General features: G+C 67.8%; 19 protein-coding genes. 11 read left to right on the top strand and 8 right to left on the bottom strand.

From position 1 onward, the window contains the following. The first annotated feature begins 35 nt into the window (after positions 1-35). The 7 genes from L593_RS10910 to L593_RS10880 all read left to right on the top strand — a co-directional run bounded on the left by L593_RS10910 (position 36) and on the right by L593_RS10880 (position 4,349). Positions 36-320: a hypothetical protein gene (locus L593_RS10910; protein WP_020447023.1), complete on the top strand. Its 285-nt coding sequence runs from the start codon at positions 36-38 to the stop codon at positions 318-320. Positions 321-411: 91 nt separating this feature from the next. Then, positions 412-1,056 (top strand): universal stress protein, encoded by a 645-nt coding sequence (locus L593_RS16490; protein ID WP_020447022.1) that lies wholly within the window; start codon positions 412-414, stop codon positions 1,054-1,056. Positions 1,057-1,254: 198 nt separating this feature from the next. After that, positions 1,255-1,956 carry a helix-turn-helix domain-containing protein gene (locus L593_RS10900; RefSeq protein ID WP_020447021.1) on the top strand — a complete coding sequence of 234 codons (702 nt, stop codon included), beginning with the start codon at positions 1,255-1,257 and terminating at the stop codon, positions 1,954-1,956. A 174-nt stretch (positions 1,957-2,130) separates the two neighbouring features. Continuing rightward, positions 2,131-2,529: an antibiotic biosynthesis monooxygenase gene (locus L593_RS10895; protein ID WP_020447020.1), complete on the top strand. Its 399-nt coding sequence runs from the start codon at positions 2,131-2,133 to the stop codon at positions 2,527-2,529. A gap of 111 nt (positions 2,530-2,640) precedes the next feature. Beyond that, the gene (locus L593_RS10890; RefSeq protein ID WP_020447019.1) at positions 2,641-3,177 is read left to right on the top strand and encodes a TQO small subunit DoxD; all 537 of its coding nucleotides are present in this window, start codon (positions 2,641-2,643) and stop codon (positions 3,175-3,177) included. Positions 3,178-3,183: 6 nt separating this feature from the next. Next, complete coding sequence (locus L593_RS10885) at positions 3,184-3,471, top strand: hypothetical protein (RefSeq protein WP_187292618.1); 288 nt, start codon at positions 3,184-3,186, stop codon at positions 3,469-3,471. 275 nt (positions 3,472-3,746) lie between these two features. After that, positions 3,747-4,349: a DoxX family membrane protein gene (locus L593_RS10880; protein ID WP_020447017.1), complete on the top strand. Its 603-nt coding sequence runs from the start codon at positions 3,747-3,749 to the stop codon at positions 4,347-4,349. Positions 4,350-4,425: 76 nt separating this feature from the next. Here the strand turns inward: L593_RS10880 and L593_RS10875 are convergent, their stop codons facing one another. From L593_RS10875 to L593_RS10860, 4 genes are all read right to left on the bottom strand, one after another. Then, positions 4,426-5,019, bottom strand: coding sequence for an IMP cyclohydrolase (locus tag L593_RS10875; RefSeq protein ID WP_020447016.1), 594 nt, complete (start codon positions 5,017-5,019; stop codon positions 4,426-4,428). A gap of 475 nt (positions 5,020-5,494) precedes the next feature. After that, positions 5,495-7,870: an ATP-binding protein gene (locus L593_RS10870; protein ID WP_020447015.1), complete on the bottom strand. Its 2,376-nt coding sequence runs from the start codon at positions 7,868-7,870 to the stop codon at positions 5,495-5,497. Continuing rightward, positions 7,867-9,015, bottom strand: a complete 1,149-nt coding sequence (locus tag L593_RS10865) for a metallophosphoesterase (protein ID WP_020447014.1) — start codon at positions 9,013-9,015, stop codon at positions 7,867-7,869. Before L593_RS10865 ends, L593_RS10870 begins: the two co-directional genes overlap by 4 nt. 150 nt (positions 9,016-9,165) lie before the next feature. Continuing rightward, a complete protein-coding gene (locus L593_RS10860) occupies positions 9,166-9,774 on the bottom strand; it encodes a CDP-alcohol phosphatidyltransferase family protein (protein ID WP_020447013.1) in 609 nt (202 codons plus the stop codon). A 139-nt stretch (positions 9,775-9,913) separates the two neighbouring features. Here L593_RS10860 and L593_RS10855 point away from each other — a divergent pair, with 139 nt between their 5' ends. After that, the gene (locus L593_RS10855; RefSeq protein ID WP_020447012.1) at positions 9,914-11,752 is read left to right on the top strand and encodes a UvrD-helicase domain-containing protein; all 1,839 of its coding nucleotides are present in this window, start codon (positions 9,914-9,916) and stop codon (positions 11,750-11,752) included. Between the two features lie 21 nt (positions 11,753-11,773). After that, complete coding sequence (locus L593_RS10850; protein ID WP_020447011.1) at positions 11,774-12,424, top strand: riboflavin synthase; 651 nt, start codon at positions 11,774-11,776, stop codon at positions 12,422-12,424. Between the two features lie 119 nt (positions 12,425-12,543). Here L593_RS10850 and L593_RS10845 read toward each other — a convergent pair whose 3' ends face one another. After that, complete coding sequence (locus L593_RS10845) at positions 12,544-13,563, bottom strand: PrsW family intramembrane metalloprotease (RefSeq protein WP_020447010.1); 1,020 nt, start codon at positions 13,561-13,563, stop codon at positions 12,544-12,546. Between the two features lie 125 nt (positions 13,564-13,688). Between L593_RS10845 and L593_RS10840 the strand changes: the two genes are divergently transcribed. Continuing rightward, complete coding sequence (locus L593_RS10840; protein WP_020447009.1) at positions 13,689-14,066, top strand: hypothetical protein; 378 nt, start codon at positions 13,689-13,691, stop codon at positions 14,064-14,066. Between the two features lie 46 nt (positions 14,067-14,112). Beyond that, entirely contained in the window at positions 14,113-15,552 is a 1,440-nt protein-coding gene (locus tag L593_RS10835; protein WP_020447008.1) for a DUF402 domain-containing protein, read from the top strand. Between the two features lie 195 nt (positions 15,553-15,747). On the opposite strand, the gene dnaJ is transcribed toward L593_RS10835, so the two are convergent. The 3 genes from dnaJ to dnaK form a co-directional block, all read right to left on the bottom strand. Then, complete coding sequence (dnaJ, locus tag L593_RS10830; protein ID WP_020447007.1) at positions 15,748-16,938, bottom strand: molecular chaperone DnaJ; 1,191 nt, start codon at positions 16,936-16,938, stop codon at positions 15,748-15,750. Between the two features lie 112 nt (positions 16,939-17,050). Beyond that, positions 17,051-17,722 carry a biotin transporter BioY gene (locus tag L593_RS10825; protein WP_020447006.1) on the bottom strand — a complete coding sequence of 224 codons (672 nt, stop codon included), beginning with the start codon at positions 17,720-17,722 and terminating at the stop codon, positions 17,051-17,053. A gap of 158 nt (positions 17,723-17,880) precedes the next feature. Then, entirely contained in the window at positions 17,881-19,836 is a 1,956-nt protein-coding gene (dnaK, locus tag L593_RS10820) for a molecular chaperone DnaK (RefSeq protein ID WP_020447005.1), read from the bottom strand. Between the last annotated feature and the right edge of the window lie 113 nt (positions 19,837-19,949).

The raw sequence follows: 19,949 nt of genomic DNA, 5'->3' as shown, positions 1-19,949 counted from the left end.
AAAGACAGTTTACGATCCGTCGCCAGACGAGCCACATGGACGAGGTGACGCGGCGTCGGGGCCGATTGCTCCTCGTAGTGGTGCTCGCGGTCGCACTGTGCTCCGCCCCGGTGCTCGGCCACTCGGGCCACGAGTCCCACGAGAGTCGGGAAGATACGAGACTCTCGCCGTGGCCGTTCTTCTTCGTGTTCGGGACGGTGACCGCTGGCGGGAGCCTGCTCGCCGGCCACAGATTCGACGTGCCACGCCAGTACGCGATCGGGCTCGCCACCGGCGGCGGGGCGATGGCGCTCGTCGCGGCGGTCGTCTGGTTCGCATAGGCAAACGGCGTCCTGGCCTCGCCATTGAATTCTCACAGGCCGGGAACGGCGACCGAACTATTGGTGTCTCCTTTCCAAGATCTAACTGTCCATGTACGACCAGTTCCTCCTTCCGACCGACGGTAGTGACGGCACCGACAGGGCCATCGACCACAGCCTCGAGCTGGCGGGGACCTACGACGCGACGCTGCACGTGCTCTCCGTACTCGACGACGCGTCGCTCACGTCGGTGAGCGAGGAGGCCGCCACGGAGGTGTTGGCGGATCGCGAGGCAGCGGTCGAGGCGGTCGCCAACGCCGCTCGAGAAGCCGGCGTCGATGTCGTGACGAGCGTCCGCGAGGGATCGCCCCATCGCGAGATCCTGGCGTACGCCGACGAGGCCGCAGTCGACGTGATCGTCATGGGAACGCACGGCCGTTCCGGGGTCGGCAGGGTGCTGCTCGGGAGCGTCACCGAACGCGTCGTTCGCGACGCACCGGTTCCGGTCGTCACCGTCCGCATGGACGGTGGTCGGGGTGCCGGCGGCGAGACGGAACACGTGACCACGCCGGCTGCGGCGGAACGACGGGCACGAGCAGCGCTCGAAGACGAGGGGCACGATGAGGTCACCATCCCTGAGGACCCCTATCGGACGACGACGGCCTGGGTCGTGCCAGCGACGGCCGACGGTGGCACCTACAACGTCCACGTCGACGCCGACACGGGCGCGACCCGGATCGGACGCCTCGACCACTGACTGATCTCTCTCTCTCTCTCTCTCTCTCTCTCTCTCTCTGTTTCTCGCTTTTTCTCCTCTCACACGCACCGTGATGAGTGCAGCAGTTCCGAGGGCGTGCCGGCCAATCGAGTGTCGGGTCGATCCCTCGGCGCGTCGTTCCCGGACCTCGGGAACGCCCACCCGGTTATAGGGGTCTCGCGGCTGAAGTTGCAGGTAATGACGGCCACCGCCGACTCCACGAGCGCCGAACCGCTTCGTGCACGGTTGCGCGTCGAACCCCACGAGGCAGCCGGCTGTGCCGTGCTCGACGCCGGCGACCGTGGCGAGGACGTCGTCTGGACGGACTGCCGCTCCGCCGATGACGACGGGACGTGCCGGGCAGCGGTCACCGTCGAAGTCGGCGACCGACGAACCCGCGAGTTCGTCGAGGGATCGGTCGGCGAGTACTGCGTCTGTCACGCGTTCCGCGAGGTCGAGTGCGCCGCCGACATCGAGCGATTCTGCGACGGTGCACTCGTCGTCTCGGTCACGGTGCCCCGCCGCGGCGCGCTCCGGGATCTGGTCGCGGCCCTTCGGGATCGCGAGGCGTCGGTGCACCTCGAACAGGTGCTGCCGCTCGCGGGCGAAGACGGCGGTCGACAGCTCTGTCTCGACGCCGCGGCAGTCACCGAGAAGCAACGCGAGGCCATCGCGACTGCCGTCGATCTCGGATACTACGAGCGACCCCGAAGTGCGGACCTCGACGCGGTCGCCGAGGCGCTCGACGTCTCTCGGTCCGCGGCGTCCCAGCGACTCAACGCCGCCGAGACGACGCTGATTCACGCACTCGTCGAGACCACGGACATCGAGCGCGTCGAGAACGACGCCTCGGCGGAGGCAGTCACCGGGGCTGCGGCCGAGGAACCCGTCGCGGAGTAGCGCGATCGCCGGTTCGTCGACTCGTGGAGTGGCGCGATCGGCAATTTCTCACCCGATCGAGCCGTCTGCGGCGTAAAGGCCTACAGTATACAGGGAGGAACGGAGGGACCGGTGGATCCTATTATCGATCGTGATGGTACGAAACCAGCAGTCCATGGCCGGTGGTGAACCGCCGTGATCGCCGACGGGGTCGCCTACGAGGTGACGGTCGAGTTCGGCGACGGGGACCGGGATCGGTTCGAGTCCTGGTTCCCGAACGTCGTCCTCGACTGGACGACCCAGCCGGACATCCGGAGCTTCCGCGTCCACCGCGGCGTCGACGCCGACGGGGAACGGCTCCGGTTCGTATTCACGTTCGAGACAGAGGACGACTGGGAGCGCTTCGTCCAGCGAAGCGCACACCGCGAACGGATGGATCACCTCGAGTCCGTCGCGGAGACGGTGCGAACGACGCTGTGGACGCCGGGGGCGATCGCCCTCGGTGGCGACGGGCCCGCGATCGTACCAGCGACGGGTACCACCGAAACGACGATCGATCCATCCGATCGTGCCGAAGTTGAACCAGGGTTGTAGGTGCTCCGCGCAGGGGGCACCAGCGGGACTGTTGCTTATAAATCACTGTATAATTCGGACCAACGCGGACCGCGGTCGGACTCCAAGCAGTATCTGTAGGGTGAGATAACTGTGCCAAACGAAACGGCGACGGTCGACACCCGGCTCTTCGGTCGGGACGTCACGTACAGCTTCGACGGGCCGTGGGGTGCCTACTGGATGGTGTTCCTGCGGGTCATCGCTGGATGGTGGTTCCTGAACGCGGGTCTCGGAAAGGTCCTCGAGCAGGGACTGCTCTACGACACGACGGGCTGGCTCGAGTTCGGTACCAAGGGGAGCATCCTCTACCCCATGTTCGAGTGGTTCGCGGTGAACGCGGCGTTCGTGCCGAACTTCATGGTGCCGTGGGGCCAGATCGCGATCGGCCTTGGGCTGATCTTCGGCGTCCTCACGCGCCTGGCCGCAGCGAACGGGATGATCCTGGGCACGTTCTTCTACCTCGGGAACGCAGGCTGGGGCCACGGCTTCGTGACCAGCGAGCTGTTCGGGATCATGATCTTCGGGACGATCCTCGTGATCGGTGCGGGCCGTATCTACGGGGTCGACGGCTACCTCGAGACCACGAAGCTGGTCGAGCAACATCCGCGGCTGCGGTACCTGATGGGGTGACACGAAATGATGGACAACTACACCGACACGGCTGACCTGGTCGGAATGCTCGGTGGGGCGCTCGTCGCGATCGGCGTCGTGGTGCTCGGCGCACTCAACACGCTGACCCAGAACCCCCACATGGAACAGACCAACGACGCGGGTGCAGTGACCGCCGAGCCCCTGGTTCCGGCCGACATCCGGGCCTACATCATCCTGATCGGCCTGGCGCTGCTGCTGCTCTACGGCCTCTACAAGGTCGCGACGCCGCTGGAGCCGACGACGGTCCAGCGAACCGCGCCCGCCGACGACTGAGGCCCACGCCGTCCGCCGGGCACACGCCTTGCCCGTTGCGGAGGAATACGATTACCGCTGCGCGACCGACTGTTTTCGTTGGCGATACGTTCCCGTTCTTTTAGCGCCGCTGACGCGTTCGAACTGCACGAATCCACACGTTCGTAGCAGTCGGGATCCGGAGTAACGAACTGCTGCGCCTACCAGGGACCGTCAGTATCGAGATTCCCGTTCCCCGATAACCCGACCCCAGTTATATGGGGTCAGCCTGTGAATTACCATTTGAGGCATCAATCATGGCAGCAGAACGGAGTCCGGCGGAACGAACGCTCGACGCAGAACTGTTCGGACGTGACGTAACGTTCGATTACTCGGAGACGTGGGTCGCGTACTCGATCGTGTTGCTCCGGGTCGCGATGGGCTGGATCTTCCTCCAGGCCGGCCTGGAGAAGTACACCTCGGGTGGTCTCGACACCGTCGCGGACGACCCGCTGACCGGTGGCTGGACGGCCTCGGGCTACCTCGAGTTCGCCCTCCACCCCGACAACCCACTCAAGGACGTCTTCGCAGACATGGCCGGGTACGGCTTCATCGACCCCATGGTCGTCTGGGGACAGATCCTCATCGGCCTCGCGCTGCTCCTCGGCATCGTCGTCCGCTGGTCGGCGTTCTGGGGGGCAGTGATGATGCTGTTCTTCTGGCTCTCCCACCTGCAGGGCGGCCTGCTCGCGGGGCTTCCCCTGGAGCACGGCTGGGTGGTCGACGAGACGATCGTCTACGCGGCGCTCCTGTTCGGCCTCGGCGCGATCGGCGCCGGCCGGATCCTCGGGCTCGACGCGTGGCTGGAGGAGACCGAGTTCGCGAAGAACAACAGCTGGGTCCGCTACCTGACCGGGTAATCCCGGTCAGTCTCTCCGATCGGATCGCACCGAACGCCGCGGGTCGGTCGATCCGACGCCGCGGCGAATCGTTCCGTCAATCCCCGTTTTCGATCGCGGTCTCGAAGCCGTCACCGCTCCGAGCGACGCCAGCGGCACAGACGGCGTGCTCGAAGTCGAAGTCGTAGGCTTCGGCGGCGGCTTCGGCAGCAGCACTCGCTTCGAACTCGACGGGCCCCGGCGCGTCGCGCTCGTACGTCGCCACGAGCGTCGGCTCCTCCACCCGTTTCACGAGCACTGCGTCCTTGCGCACGATGCCGACGTGGGCGCCATCCTCGTCCAGCACGCCGGCCAGCCGCGGCGTGTCGTAGTCGTCCTTCTCATAGTCGAGCGCGAGGAGGGACTCCGCGAGGGCGTCGCGAGCGGGATACCCGAGTTCGATCTTCTCGAGGATGGGGTCGACCTGCGACCCGTTCCCGAGCACGGCGGCCGCGCCGTCGCGGGGCCCGGCGTCGGTCGTTCGCAGGCAGTTGTACTCGACGTACGGGTTGTCCGTGGGCGGCGCGTCGTCGGTGGGGCCGACGGTGAGCGTGCCATCACGGTCGCGGATCTCGCGGTTCGGAAACGATCGCGAGGAGACGCGATAGGCTGCGACGTCCGGTCCGACGACGACGAAACGTCCAACGTACATACAAGACGGTCTGCCGCGGCGTGGAATGTAGTTGTCGAACCGCGGAAGTCGCCCGGGTTGCGACGACCGTAGTCAAACAGGGGCGGGTGCGCGGAATTCCAGATTCGCCCACACGAGAGGGGCCGTCATACGGCCGTCAGACGACGATCGGGCGTTCCGACCGCTGTCGTGCGATTGTACTTCCGCGGCGCTTCGCCCATCTATAAGGGGGCGGACGTTCATCACCCGCCTGTGAGGGCCATTCCGCCCTCGCTTGTCACACGCTCCACCTGGGAACGCGTCGGGACCGCCCGACGGACCGTACCGTCCGGTGCGGGGCGGGGACCCCGCACCAGGGCGCGTCGCTTCCGACGACCCGAGCGACGGCGCTGCTCGGTTTCCGCACTCGCCCGAGCGAGGAGTGGCCAGGCATCGACCCACTCCGCTCTGCCGACGCTCACTCCAGCCGATCGAAGCCCATTCCGTCAGGTCGAACTCATTCTAAGCGGTCGAAGCGTCGGCAGGGCACCCCGTGGCGCTCGACGAGCGCCTCGCCGACTTCTGGCTTCGCCGTGAAGTAGACGATCTGCCAGCCGTCGGCGGCCAGCGTGCGGAGCGCGTCGAACCCGGCGGCGAGGCGCTCGGGATCGGCGGGGAGGAGCGGATCGTCGAGCAGCAGGAAGCCTGGCTCGCCGTGAAGGAGTCGATCCGCGAGCCCGATCCTGGCGGCGAGGTAGAGCTGATCGGTGGTTCCGCGGCTCAGAGCCCCTGCAGGGAGGGTCGTGCCGTCCGCCTGCTCTACGACCAGCGTCTCCGCGTCGGGGTCGTAGGTCACCGCCTCGTAGCGGCCGTCCGTGATCGATCGGAACGTCGCCGAGGCTGTGCTCTCGGGTCCAAAGAGGTCGGCGAGTTTCGCCTCCTCGTCGGCGCGGACGCCCTCGAGTGCGGCCAGCGCCGCCCGCGAGACGTCGGCGTTCCGCTCGAGGTCCTCGACGAGCGATTCGAGATCTCGGGCGGTCGCCGCGAGGCCGTCGACCGACCGTGCGGCGAGGGCGATCGGTTCCTCGCGGAATCGACCGGTCGGGAGTCGTCCGAGTTCGTCGTCGAAGCCGTCGATCGCCGCCTCGTGGTCGTCGAGTCGGGTGTCCAGTTCGTCGACGCGGGACTCGAGCCGGTCGACTGCCGCCGCGAGCGCGTCGCGCTCCTCCGGATCGAACTCCTCGGCAGCCACGTCGTCTCTCTGCACGTCGGTCCTGAGTCCGTCGAGTTCCCGATCCCAGTAGTCGATCCGTGCCTCGATGGATCCGCTGTCGTCGTTTGTATCGGCGGCTGGCGCTCCGAGACGCTCCGTGAGACTCGCAACCGCGTCGCGACGCTCCCGTTCGAGCGATTCGGCTTCCTCGACTGCGTCGCGATAGGCAGCCACGTCCGGAAGGCCAGCGTCCCGCAGTCGCTCGCGTCGCTCCCGGCGTAGCGTTCGCCGCCGTTCGATCGCGTCCTCGCGGTCCTCCTCGACGTCGCCGAGCCGTCGCTCGATCACCTCGATCTGTCGCTCGGTCGCGTCGATGCGATTCCCGAGCCGGTCCCGCTCGTCCTGGAGTTCCCGGATCGCCGGAGCGACGTCCGCGATCGTCTCGACCGCCAGTCCCGCGTCGCGAGCCGCGGCGAGCACCGATCGACGATCGCCGGCCGTCGCACGCGACCGGCGATACGAGACGACGGCCCAGATCGCTCCGATCGTCGCGACGATCGTCAGGCCGAGCGCGGCGACCGTGACGCCCGCCACTGCGGCGACGGCGGCACCGACGACGCCGACGACTGCGAGGATCGCGCCGTGCCGCTCGGGGGTGCCGGCGGGCGACGCGCTGCCGCCGTCCCGATACCCCTCCAGCGCCTGCTCGACGTCCTCGAGGTCGGCGATTCGCGCTTCGAGTTGGTCGCGTTCGGCAGCCAGGTCGTCGCGCTCGGACTCGCGGGTCGAGCGCTCCTCCCGGAGTTGCTCGCGGCGATCCTCGACGTCGGCGATGTCGTCATCGATTCGCTCGAGTTCCGCCTCGATCGCTTCGAGGCGATCGAGCCCCGACTCTGTGCACTCCCGATCCTGGAGCGCGGCGGTCGCGTCCCGAACCGTCGATAGCTGGTCGGCGAGCCGATCGTGGGTCGCGAGGGTCTCGGCGGCCCGCTGTCGGTCCAGCGCACGACGCTGCCGTTCGAGTTCCGTCGCCACCTCGACGCGCTCTCGCTCGGCGGACTCGATGCCAGCGTCGCGGCACTCGCCGACGTACTCGCGGATCCGGTCGGCCAGCGCCGCCGCGTCGTCGCGGACGTCCTTCGCGTTCCCGTGGTCTTCGGCCCGGGCGAGGTTGAGCGTCGTCGGAGTCAATCGGCCAGCGTCGACGATCCGCTCGCGGAGCGCGTCGAGCTCTGCGGTGTGGAGGTCGGCGAGCCGCCTGGCGGTCGCGTCGTAGAACTCGTGTTCGTCGCCGAGCCGGAGGTCGGCGTCGCGGACGACGAAGACGTTCCGGAGCTGTCGCGGGGTGACGGCGGTCACGTCGGTCAGGGTGGTACCGTCCCCGAGGACGTGCTCCGTGGTCCCTGCCGGGGACGGGCCTCCGTCCGTCGCAGCGTCCTCGGCACGCTCTGGTGCTGCGGTCGTTTCGATCACTGCGTGGCCGACCGGCGGCTCCCCGACGCGACCGACCTCCGGCACGACGTCCACGGCATCGGGCGAACACAGCCGGAGGAGAGCGTCGAGGAGGAGCGTCTTCCCCGACTCGTTCGGCCCGTAGCAGACCTCCAGGCCCCCGTCGAACTCGTGTTCGACGCCCGAGAGCGGGCCGTACCGGTCGACGCGAACCGACTGGAGTCTCACGATAGCTCCCCCTCCGCAGCGAGGTCGGCCATCGCGGCCAGGACCCGTTCGCGTGCGTCGTCGAGTAGCTGGTCGGGATCGTGGCCCTCGTTCTCGGTCGCGTCGAGCGCGGTATCCGCGTCGATTCGGGCCTCGAACTCCCGGTAGATCGGGTGATCGAGGAGGTGTGCGACGGATCGAGTCCGGTTCTCGAGGGGTACGTCGCCGGCAGCGTCCGCGAGTTCCGCTGCGAACATCGCCTCGTCGCGATCGACGAACCCCTCGATCGCGATCTCTGCCTCCACGTCGCGGTGAGCCCAGGTCGCGACCTGCTCCCGAACGGTTCCGATCGCGTCTTTGGCGTCGCCCGGACGGACGGTGAGTTCGAGTTCGTCGTAGTGGAAGCTGTCGAGCGGTTCGAGTGCGACGGAGGGCGTCGCCCCATCGTCCACGATCGCGATCGAGCGACGACCAGTTTCCGCTGTGGTGACCGAGGCGGGCGTGCCCGGATAGACGAAGGTGCCGCCGGCGTCGGCGGCATTCGATTCGGCACTGCTCGCCGGGAGACCGACGCGATTCGCGCCGTGGTAGTGGCCCGCGAGCACGGCATCGAACTCGAGTGCGCCGAGTTCGCTCCGCGTCACCGGTGCGTAGCGCGCGGCCTCCTCGTCGCCGGTATCCGCGGTCGCTGCGGGCGCTTCGAGACTGCAATGGACCAGCAGGTACTCCGGCCCGTCGAACGGTTCGCGGTCCCGGAGCGCGACGAGGAGGTCGTCGTCGAGTTCGCGGGTGTAAGGGACGCAGGTGATGCGGGAGACAAGGTCGTTACCGCCCGATCCAGCAGCGTCGCGTTCGACCAGGACGTGCTCGAACGGTTCGACGGTCGCTGTCCGCACGGCAGCGCCGAAGAACACGTCACCCTCGTAAGCCTCGCGATCGTGGTTGCCCGGAATCAAGACGACGGGGTAGGGTCGATCAGAAAACAGCGACCTGAGCTCCGGGCGAAGGCGCTCGGCAGCCACCTCGTCTTCGAACAGGTCGCCGCCGATCGTCACCGCGTCCGCATCCGTTGATTCCGCTCTGTCGAGCAGCGCTTCGAGCGCCTGGCGGCGCTCCGGCGCGTCCGGGTGGAGGTGGACGTCGGCGGTGTGGACGAGCCGGCCCATGGTTACGTTCGTGATCGCCCGACACCAAAGGGATTCGGGTCGAATGGCGCAGCGAAAGTTGGATTGATTGGCAGCAACAGCGGTACCGGTGCCTCGAAGGTCCGGGATCGATCGACGTGGCGATCGCAGCGTTCGTGCGACGGACGCTGCTCACTCCACGTCGGCCCAGGCGCCGTAGAATCGCTGTACGGCGGTGAAGTGTCCCACGATCGCGAAGAAGACGAGGAGCCAGCCGACGAGGGTGAGCGACTCGACCGCGTCCGGGTAGACGGTGGTGGCCGTCGCGACGACGCCGATGAGGACCATCCGATCGGCACGACCGATGAGGCCGCCGTACTCCCGTCCGAGGCCGACTGCCTGGATCTGGGTGCCCATGTAGGAGGTCATGACGACGCCCGTGACCGCGGCGAAGCCGATGGCGTAGCGCTCGATGCCGGCGGCGAGGCCGGCGATGAGGACGATGTCGGCGTAGCGATCGAGGACGTGATCGAGGAGGTCGCCCTTCGCGGAGGCGACGTCGAGTTTTCGGGCGAGTGCGCCGTCCACGATGTCGAGCCAGCCGCTGAGGCCGACGAGGACGCCACCGACGACGTAGTAGAGCGGTTCCGCGCCCGCGACGACGAAGGTTGCCCCGGCCGCCACGGCGACGGCGAAGGCGATGAGGCTCACGCCGTTGGGGGTCAGGCCGAGGCGCGCCGCGAGCCCGACCCACGGGGACAGCCCCTTGTCGGCCAGCGGGCGGAGCCGATCCAGCGTCATGGACCATTGGGGGTGACCCGGACACAAATAGCCTGTGAGTTCGGCACTGGACGACGCCAGATCGCCCGACGCGAGCCATCGTCGAACGGACCTCCGGAAACCCCCGCGCTTATACACCTCCCGGCCCTTCGACTGTCCAATGAGTCAGTCCGATACGGACGTCGTTCGTCTCTTCGGCGGACCGGGCAGTGGGAAGACCACGGCCCTGCTCGACCGCGTCGAGGAGATCCTCGAGGCCGACGACGTCGACGTCAACGACGTCCTGGTCGTCTCCTACACCCGCGCCGCGGCCGCCGAAATCCGCGAGCGACTCGCCGAGCGACTCGACGTGACGCCCCGCTCCCTCCAGGGCAACGTCTGTACGATGCACGCCAAGGCGTACGAACTCCTGAATCTCTCTCGTGGCGACGTCGTCGGCGAGTCCGACAAGGAGGAGTTCTGTGACGACTACGGCATCGAGTTCGAGGACGAGCACAGCGGCGCCGGCCGCCGCACCGCACGCTCGACGACGATCGGCAACAAGATCATCGCGACGAGCCAGTGGCTCCAGCGCACGCGTCGCGACGTCGCCGACTGGTACGACGTCCCCTTCCAGTGGGACGAAGAGGAGGTCCGCCTGCCCCCGGACATCGACCCGAACGCCCAGGAGGGCAACAAGTACACGCCGACGTGGCCCACCAGCGACGACCGGATCGACGTGCCCGAGGCGATCCGCGGCTGGCGCTCCTACAAGGGCGAGCACGACCTGACGGGCTTCGCCGACATGCTCGAGCGGGTCAAGCAGCGCTCCCTCCAGCCCGGCGTCGACTACCTGATCATCGACGAGTTCCAGGACATCACGACCCTGCAGTACGAGGTCTACGAGGAGTGGAAACCCCACGTCGAGCGCGTGCTGATCGCCGGGGACGACGACCAGGTCGTCTACTCCTGGCAGGGCGCCGATCCGGCGCTCCTGCTGGACGAGGACGTCGACGAGGACGTCGTCCTCCCGAACTCCTACCGGCTGCCCTCCAGGGTCCTGAACGCCGTTAACCGGGAGATCAGCCACATCGACGTGCGCCAGGAGAAGGACCTCGAACCGCGCATCGAGGGCGGTGCCGTCGAGGCGATCGACTCTCCGTCGATGCTCGACCTCGTCCGCGAAGTGCGCCGGACGGTCGAGACCGACGACGGCTCCCTGATGCTCCTCTTCCGGGCGCGCTACCAGATGTTCCGCTTCATCGACGAGTTCATCGGCGAGGGGATTCCCTTCGGCGTGATGACCGACCAGCGGATGTGGACCGATCGGCTCAACCAGTTCGTCGACGGAATCGAGGCGATCGACGCCGGCGAGCCCCTCTCCGCGCTGGAGGCCCGCCGCCTCGCCGACATGCTCGCGGACTCCGCGTTCGGCTCCAACGAGCGCGACGACCTCTTCGACGCGATCGACGAGCGCGAGGAGGAGTCCGAACTCGACGACCTCGCGGAGATCCAGGTCGAACCCGAGTTCGTCACCGACCACGTTCCCTTCATGCCCGGCCCCGCGTCCGCCGCGGACATGTCCCGGAAGATCACCAGCTTCCAGACGGAGAGCATGAAATCCTACTTCGGCGGCGACTACCAGGACGTCGCCCGCGATCGGGTCCGCGTCGGCACGATCCACTCCGCCAAGGGTCGCGAGGCCGACCACGTGTTCCTGGGCACCGACCTCACCGAGAAGGTCGTCGAGCAGATGGCCGCGACCGTCGAGGATCCGACCGACGTCGAGGGCTGTGACGAGTTCACCAAGACGACGAATCCCGTCCCCGTCCTGACCGATAACGAACGCCGCGTCTTCTACGTCGGCATGAGCCGTGCACGCGAGCGCCTCGTCATCATGGAGAACCTGGTCGGCGGCGCGCCGACGCTCCCGATCGACGTCCTGTTGACGAACGGGCCGAGCGAGCGCGACGTCGAGGAGCTCCTCGACGAAGCGAAAGAGCCCGTCCAGGCCGACTGACCGTCCAAGCGCACCGTTTTCATGTTTACTGGAATCGTCGAGGGTGTCGGTACAGTGGCGGAACGAACCGAAACGGCCGACGGGCTGCGCGTCCGCATCGCCGCCGACTGGCTGGACGTGCCGGACCGGGGCGCAAGCATCGCCGTCAGCGGCTGCTGTCTCACCGTCGAGGACCGCGGCGACGGCTGGTTCGAGACGTTCCTCGCCGAGGAGACCCGAGCGGTCACGTCGCTCGACGACCTCGCCGTAGGCGACGAGGTCAATCTCGAACGAGCGATGCCCGCCGACGGCCGGTTCGATGGCCACGTCGTCCAGGGGCACGTCGACGAGACCGTCGCCGTCCGCGACGTCGTCGCCGCCGGCGAGGACTGGCGATACACCTTCGACCTCCCCGCCGACGATCGCTACCTCGTGCCGAAGGGCTCGATCACGCTCGACGGCATCAGTCTGACCGTCGCGTCGATCGACGCCGAGGCCGGAACGTTCGACGTCGCAATCATCCCCGAGACCTACGAAGCGACGACGCTCTCGGAGAAGGCGGTCGGCGACCTGGTGAACGTCGAGTACGACGTGATCGCGAAGTACGTCGAGTCGATGCTCGACGGGCAGGGTGGGGACGAGCAGGACGACGCTGACGCTCACCCGGAACGGCTCGCTGGCGAACTACAGTAGCAGATCGCGGCAACGGTCCCCGGGACGCACAGCGCGTCGGGGACGCGTCGGCGGTCATCCTTCGAACCGATCATGCGTCGACGGCCAGCCACCGAATCGATCACGCGACGACGGCGAGCCTACGGATCGAACTCGGTGCGCTCGGGCAGGTGCTCTGTCTCGACGCGGCCCGCGTCGAATTCGTCAAACGCTCTGCGGTAGCGGTCGATCTTCAGGTACAGGTAGTAGCCGACGGCCGACTGGAAGGCGAGGACGTAGGCGACGAGTGCACCGAACTCCGAGACGGGAAACGCGGTCACGAGCACGCCGGCGCCGGCACCGACCGTGAAGTTGTACGTGGCGTGGAACAGCGCGGCGACGATCAGCCCCTTGACGACGATCGGGCCGGCCCGGTCCCGGTTGAACTTCGCGAGTCCGAGGTAGTACCCAGCGATGCCGGAGTAGAGCACGTGGCCAGGACCAGCGATCGCCCGCGAGGCGGTGATGCCGCCGAGTTCGCCGGAGGAACTCGCTGCGAGTCCGCCCTCTGCCTGGATCAGGTCCGTGATGTAGATCGCGTTCTCGATCGTTGCAAAGCCGAGGCCGGCGACGGCGCCGTAGATCGCGCCGTCGATCACGGCGTCGAAGCGCTCGTCGGGGTAGGCGTAGAGACGGACCGCCAGGAGCTTCACCGTCTCTTCCACGGGGCCGACGACCACGTAGAAGAAGATCCCGAGCGCGACGGCCTGGCCGAAGACGTCGGCGACGCCGCCCAGCCCGGCGAGCGCGACGGAGTTGATCACCGCAGCGAAGCCCGCGGTGACGGTCGCGAGCAAGAAGGTGATCGCCAGCAACCCGAACGGTTCGCCGCTCGTGACGTCGGCGTAGTGCAGGTAGACGAACAGAGCAAGTGCTGGAAGCACCGACATGCCGACCAGCGTGGTGACCGCCGGTTCGAGGACGAGATCCAGTCCGGAGAGACCGATGATCGCGAACGTGATCGCCAGCGCCACCAGCACGACGAGCCACTTCGAGCCCGCGACGACGCCCGCGTACGCCTGGACGGCGAACCGGTCGAGAAACGACCGGGGCTCCCAGTCGGTGACCTCGTAGATCTGCTCGCGTCCGGCGGCGCGTTCGACCGGATCCCGATCGCCCATCGTGTTAGCCCTCAGCACCGAACGGGAAATGGGTTTGTGCTCGACGGGGGTGCCGACGGCCCCGACCCGAAGAGCGCCAGCGCCACACAGTACGTTCTTTGTGGACGGGACCGCAACGGCCGCGCATGCACTTCGATCAGCGAACCCAGCGCGCGCTCCGGGATCTCGGCCTCGACGACGAAGACCTCCAGGATGCCGCCGAGAGCATCGGAACGCTCGTCGAGGCCGACGCCGTCGTCCTCGAGGAGTTCTTCGCCCAGCACGACGTGGTCTACTCGACCATGGATCAGGCCCACAGCGCCGACGAACTCCCCGAGCACGAGGTCAGCCATCTCGACACCTACACCCACGGCGACGAACTCCGTGGTTGGCTGCGGTTCGACTCCTGGGGCGCCTACGTCGAGGACGGCCGGGTCCTCGACGAGGATCACGTCGAACTGACGCTCGGGCCGACGGTCCACGACCGGATTCGGTTCGCCCCGTCGCGGGAGCGCCTCGAATGACGGCTCGTCCGGAAGGCCGATATCGGTCCGCCACCGAATCCCGTCGATGAGCGCCGTCCGGATTCGCGGCATCTACGCGACCGCCCTCACGCGGCGACTGCTCGACGCCGGCTTCGAAGTGGTTCACGCCTCCGATCCGATCGATCGGCGGTTCGACGCCAATTTCGGGACGAGGCCGCCCAGCGCGACGATCGACACGACGACTGATCGCCAGGGGATCGAGATCAGCGGCGATCCAGCGGCCGTCGCGGAACTCGGGGGGACGCTCGCCGAGGTCGAGGTCGACACGCTCACCTGGCCCGATCCAGCGCCCACGGGCAGCGTCAGCAACGCCGTCGTCAGTGGCACCCGTGGTGGCGGCGCCGTGCTCGACCTCCCGGGCGGCGCGACGGGTTACCTTCCCTTCGACGACGCCGACGGCTACGTCGAGACCGGCGATCGGCTCCGCGTCCAGGTCCGCGACCCGACCCCGCCCTGGAGCGACTACGACGCTCGCCTCGATTCCGACGTCCGCGTCGAGGATCCCGGTGGCCTCCTGCGACTGGTACGCGGCGAGGACGGCGTCCGAGCGAACGCTCCAGACGCCGACGCGACGGCACTTGCTCGGACGACCGAGCTACTCGACGTCGCCGTTCCGGAGGGATGGGGACTGCGCTGGCGACGGGCAGCCGCCGACGCCGGGCTGGACGAACGCGGCGACGCACTCGAAGCGGTCATCGAACGCGCCGAAACGATCGAGGACGCCCTCGCCGACGCTCCGGACCCCGAAGCGGCAGCGCCGCGGCCGATCGCGACGCCGTCGGCCACCACGTGGTGCTGGTTCGGCCGCGAGAGTCGGCTCGCCCTCGACGCGCATCGGCGGACGGTCGAAACGACGATCCCTGGACACCACCGGATCAAGGCTGCCGACGGCTCCGCGAGCGCCGGCGTCGACCTCGCGGAGTCGCTCGTCGACGAGCACACCGACGGGGTCGACGCCGACGAACTCCCCTTCGACGCGATCGCCCGCCAGTTCGGGCCGACCGACGGCGACGACCTCGCGATCCACCACGGCAAGCCCGACGGTCGCCGCCTGGTCCTCGGGACCGGCGACGTCACCGAGTACGATCCCGACGGCGCGGTCACGGTCCGGCGCGAGATTTCGAGTTCGGGCGAGTACGACGCCCTCGGGACGGAGCGGGAACCCGGCGACGTCGCGATCACGAAGCTCAAAGAGGGTCGCTGGTGGTACCCAACGATCTATCGCGGCGCCGACGGCGAGCGGAAGGGCACCTACGTCAACGTCTGCACGCCGGTGGAGCTGTTCCCCGACGCCGCGACCTACGTCGACCTCCACGTGGACGTGGTGAATCCGCCAGCGGGCGAGGTTCGGGTCGTCGACGATGACGAACTCGCCGAGGCCGTCGAGGAGGGGCACGTGAGCGAGGATCTCGCGGAGCGAGCCAGGAACGTCGCCGAACGGGCGCAGCAGGCGCTCTCAGACTAGCGATTCTTGCGACCTCGAAGAATGTTCTGCCAGGATGGTGCCAGCGTCCGCGAGCGAGCGAAGCGAGCGAGCGGTTCGCTGACAGCGAGGGGCGAAGCCCCGAGCTGTCAGGGTTTTTTGGTCCAGATTTTTTGGAGGAGGGTTCCCGTAGCGAGCGAAGCGAGCGAGGAAACCCTCCTCCAAAAAAAAGGTGGGTTAAAAGGAAGACTTGATCTTCTGCAGGAAGCTCTGATCCACTTCGATCTCCTCACCGCCGGCCTCGGCGAAGGCCTCCAGCGCTTCTTGCTGTTCCTCCGTCAGCGACTCGGGGGTGACGACCTGTGCGGTGACGTAGAGGTCGCCCTCGCCGCGGCGACGGAGTCGGGGCATCCCCTCGCCGGCGAGGCGGAACTCCTCGCCGCTCTGGGTACCGGCTGGGATCTCCAGTTCGACCTCGCCGTCGATCGTCGGGATGGTGACGGTGTCGCCGAAGACGACCTGGGGGAATGACAGCCCCTTGTGGTAGTGGAGGTCGTCGCCCTCGCGTTCGAACTCGGGGTGGTCCGCGATCGTGACGTCGATGAGGAGGTCGCCGTTGGGGCCCTGCGTCGGGCTGGGAGCGCCCTCCCGCTCCATCCGGAGGGTCTGGCCGTCTTGGATGCCGGCGGGGATCTCGACGGAGAGCGTCGTCTCCTCGCGAACGATCCCCTCGCCACGGCACTCGCTACAGGTCTCGTCGTAGATCTCGCCGTCGCCTGCACAGCGCTGACAGGTCCCGGTCTGCTGGACGCGGCCGAAGGGCGTCTGCTGGACCTGGCGAACCTGCCCGCGGCCGTCACACTCGGGGCAGGTCCGGGCCTCGGCGTCCGCCGGGTGGCCCTCGCCGCCACACTCGTCGCACTCCGTCGGTCGCTCGACGGTCATCTGTTTCTCGACGCCGTGGTAGGCCTCCTCCAGGTCGATCTCGAGACTGGTCCGGAGGTCCGACCCCTGCCGGCGTCGGCTGCCACCACCGCGGCCACCGCCCGCGCCGCCGAAGAACTGCTCGAAGATGTCCTCGACGCTGCCGAAGCCCTGGCCGCCGCCAGCGCCACCGCCGAAGGGCCCCTGGCCGCCCATCCCACCGAAAGGACCCTGGCCGCCCATGCCGCCAGGGCCCTGGTCGAAGCCGCCGCGCTTCTCGGCCTCCTCGAAGCGCTCGTGGCCGAGCTGGTCGTAGGCCTGGCGCTTCTCCTCGTCGGTGAGGACCTCCTTGGCCTTCTTGGCCTGCTTGAACTTCTCCTCGGCGTCGGGGTCGTCGGAGACGTCGGGGTGGTACTCCGCGGCCTTCTTCCGGTAGGCCTGCTGGATCTCGTCCTCGTCCGCATCGCGTGAAACCCCCAGAATATCGTAGAAGTCCTCGCTCATCAGTTATCGTTGGATAATCCGTTGAGCTACTTGAAAAGACCGGCATCGACTCGTCGGAACCGGCGAGGTTATCGTCGCGTCCAGGGCCGAGAACTCGTCCGGACGCCAGCGTTCAGTCGGCGGCGATCGGCTCGCCGGCGTCGTCGTACCGCGAAGCCGGCGGCGCGAGCAGCCGACCGACGGCGACGGCACCGAGTAGCTTGACCACGTCGCCAGCGACGAACGGGAACAGCCCGATGACGAGCAGCTCCCAGAGCCCGACGTCGCCACCGGTGACGAGGTTCGACCACGCGAACAGCCAGGGAAGCCCGACGACGTACACGAGGGCGTTCGCGACGGCGAGGAGACCGATCAGCGCCGAGAGGTGCTCCCGCACCGGATACCGATCGACGACGTAGCCGACGAGCAGCGTCGAGCAGAACATTCCGACGAGGTAGCCACCGGTCGGTCCAGCGAGGTGGCCGACTCCCGCGCCCATCGCCTGGAACCAGGGAACGCCGGCGACGCCCGCGCCGACGTAGAGCCCCTGGCTGAGGCCGCCGAAACGGGCACCGAGCACCAGCCCGGCGAGCAGGAAGGCGAACGTCTGGAGCGTGATCGGTACCGGGGTGAACCAGAGCGGGATCCGGACCTGTGCGGCGAGCCCCGTCAGCGCCGCGAACCCGCCGACGAGCAAGAGCCGCTCCAGCAGGTCCGCCTCCGTTCGAACCCGATGCAGATACCCGCCGGCCGCGGCGGACCGACGAAGCGAGTCGCGAGCAACGGTCGTGACGCCCGATGACATACGACCGGATCGAACGGCTGCCAGCAAGAAACCCCCGGATCCGGAGCGTCTGCGCGTTCGTCGAGCCGAGCGGGAGCGTCAGTCGAAACTACGGGACGGCACCAGCCCTGCTGGGCGGCGAAAACGGGAGAATGCGGTCAGTGGGATCGAGCGGCGGTTCAGTCGGCCTCGTCGGGGTCGACTTCCTCTGCGTCGTCGGCTCCGGCGTCCTCGGACTCGTCCGTGACGTCCTCGACGTCGGCGTCGACGTACTCCTCCCCCTCGTCTGCGCCGGCCTCGGGGCCGGGCGCGGGACCGCCGGCGGGACCGGCACCGGCCGGGCCGCCAGCGGGGCCAGCACCAGCAGCCCCGGCGCCGCCGGCCTGGGCCGCTCCCTCGTACATCTGCTTGCCGATCTCCTGGAGGACGTCCGAGAGGTCCTCGGTGGCCTCGCGGATCTCGTCGACGGTGGCGTCCTCGTCCTCGACGACGGCCTCGAGGTCCTCGACAGCGGCCTCGATGTCGCCGTGGAGCCCCTCGTCGATGTCCTCCTCGTTCTCCTCGAGGAGGGTCTCGGCGCGCTGGATCGACGCTTCGGCGTCGTTGCGGGCCTCGATGCGCTCGCGGCGCTTCTGGTCCTCCTCGGCGTGGGCCTCGGCCTCTTGCTTCATCTGGTCGATCTCGGTGTCGGAGAGACCGGTGCCGCCCTCGATCGTGATCTCCTCGGTGTTGCCCGAGCCCTTGTCCTCCGCGGAGACGTTGACGATGCCGTTCTCGTCGATGGCGAAGGTGACTTCGATCTGGGGCGTGCCGGCGGGCGCCGGCGGGATGCCGGTTAGCTGGAACTCGCCGAGCAGTTCGTTCTCCTCGGCGATCTCACGCTCGCCCTGGAACACGCGGATCTGGACGGAGGTCTGGTTGTCCGCGGCCGTGGTGAAGATCTTCGACTCCTCGGTCGGGATGGTCGTGTTCTTCTCGATGAGGCGCTCGAAGAGACCGCCCTTGACCTCGACGCCCAGCGACAGGGGCGTGACGTCGAGCAGGACGATGTCGTCGACCTCGTCGCCGAGCACGCCGCCCTGGAGCGCCGCGCCCAGTGCGACGGCCTCGTCGGGGTTGACGTTCTTCTGGGGCTCCTGGCCGACGAGTTCCTCGACCTTCTCCTGCACCTGGGGCATCCGCGTGGATCCGCCGACGAGCAGCACCTCGTCGACGTCGCCCTTGTCGAAGCCGGCGTCGTCGAGGGCCTGCTCGGTGGGTTCGACGGTGCGCTCGATGAGGTCGGACGTGAGCGACTCGAACTTCGCTCGCGTGATGGACTTCTCGAGGTGGATCGGGCCGTCGTCGGTCGCAGTGATGAACGGGAGGTTGATCTCGGTCTCCTTCCGGCTGGAGAGTTCGATCTTGGCCTCTTCGGCAGCGTCCTTGAGCCGCTGGAGCGCCTGCCGGTCCTCGGTCAGGTCGATGCCGTGCTCGTTCTCGAACTCCTCGGTCAGCCAGTCGATGATGGCGTGGTCCCAGTCGTCGCCACCGAGGTCGTTGTCACCGTTCGTGGCGACGACCTCGTAGACGCCGCCGCCGAGTTCGAGGATGGAGACGTCGAACGTCCCGCCACCGAGGTCGTACACGAGGACCGTCTGGTCGGAATCCTCGTCGACGCCGTAGGCCATCGACGCGGCCGTCGGCTCGTTGATGATCCGCTCGACCTCGAAGCCGGCGATCTCGCCGGCGTCCTTGGTCGCCTGGCGCTGACTGTCCGAGAAGTACGCCGGGACCGTGATGACGGCCTTCTCGATCTCGTCGCCGAGATACTCCTCGGCGTCCCGCTTGAGCTTCTGGAGTGTCATCGCCGAGATCTGCTCCGGCGTGTACTCCTCGCCGTCGACCTCGACGGTGTAGTCCTCCTCGCCCATGTGGCGCTTGATCGACTGGATCGTGCGCTCGGGGTTCTGGACTGCCTGGTTCTTCGCGGGCTTCCCGACGAGTTTCTCGCCGTCGTCGGAGAAGGCTACCACCGAGGGCGTGGTTCGCTCGCCCTCGCTGTTGACGATGATCTCGGGATCGCCGCCCTCCATGACGGCGAACGCGCTGTTGGTCGTTCCGAGGTCGATCCCCAGAATCTTGTCACTGGTCATGCTGAACGTGCTTTGTAGGTTGGACCGCTTAAACCTTGCTACACCCGATCATTGCACGGAATAAAATTCCTGCTCGGAGCGGGCGTAGACTATTCCGGCCGCCACTGGCCGGT

The sequence above is a fragment of the Salinarchaeum sp. Harcht-Bsk1 genome (genome assembly GCF_000403645.1).
Classification (GTDB): domain Archaea; phylum Halobacteriota; class Halobacteria; order Halobacteriales; family Salinarchaeaceae; genus Salinarchaeum.
This window is presented reverse-complemented; position numbering and strand designations above follow the sequence as displayed.